The sequence below is a fragment of the Photobacterium sp. WH24 genome (assembly GCF_019204055.1).
GTDB classification, from domain to species: Bacteria; Pseudomonadota; Gammaproteobacteria; order Enterobacterales; family Vibrionaceae; genus Photobacterium; species Photobacterium arenosum.
On record NZ_JAGSOZ010000052.1, the window covers coordinates 1 to 978 of the forward strand.

At 41.5% G+C, this 978-nt stretch carries 1 pseudogene; it reads right to left on the reverse strand.

Features of this window, described 5'->3' with window-relative positions:
• A pseudogene (locus KCG43_RS21275) lies at nt 1–539 on the reverse strand (hypothetical protein); the annotation flags it as partial.
• Between the last annotated feature and the right edge of the window lie 439 nt (nt 540–978).

Consider the following 978-nt stretch of genomic DNA (forward strand, 5'->3'; position numbering starts at 1 on the left):
GCTGGATAATCCTTCATATTACTTATCAGCGATTGATATGTTTCCGAATCACGTTGGATAATCGACTGATCTTTTGCATCATCTTTTGCCACAGGCAGCCCGTTGATCTGGCGCATCCACTCCATATCAATAAATCGCGTTTCAAACTTAGCAATTGAATAGGAATCGAGTGTGACTTTATGAAGGAAGGCAGCCCCTGTCTCCTGACTAAACGGTGAACTCAAGCATTCAGCATCCGGAGACCAGTCCATCCGGCTGACTGTACCGCTGGGAACTTCACAAGGGGCACCAAAATCCCCCATGTCAAAACTGCCGCCTTCAACAAACACCAAATTCTCGATGGCACGTACCACCACGTCGGCGGCGTTTTGTTTTTGTTCCTGGGTAGCCTCAGGGTAACGCTTTTCGATATTAGTAACTATGGTATCAAGCTGCTGTTGAGAGACGGTTTCGCTGGTGATTTTGATGGGGGAATTGTTGTCATTGCAGGCCGCTAATAATGGCAGCGTACATGCAAGTCCTAGCCTGTAAAATTTCATACTGAAATCCTTTGTTTTTAGTGCCTTAGTCTACCGAAATGCCTAAAGCAAAAACACTGGAAAGCATAGCCAATGTTCAATTGAACCCGTATTTATTGAACCAAGTGCGCAATGAAATGAATTTGGTGATTTTGATTGAAAATTGGTCATCAATCTCAGGGCGATTTATATGCTGCGTTGTAGCCTGAAGAGCGCAGTGAATAGAAAATGGAAAAATTGAATCCGGCACAGAGTGGTGGTTAAGAGTTGTATAACGAAAATTCGTAAAGAAGTTGCTAAGAAATTAGAAAATTTTCCAAAAAGTTGGCAATAAAAATGAGTTAAAAATTCACAAAAAGTTGTAAGCTACTGTTTTTAAATGAAATTAAAAGTTGGCACGGTGGTTGCTTTGTATTAATCATCGCAAAGAGCAGCGTTATGCTCTACTTATCGAAATGAC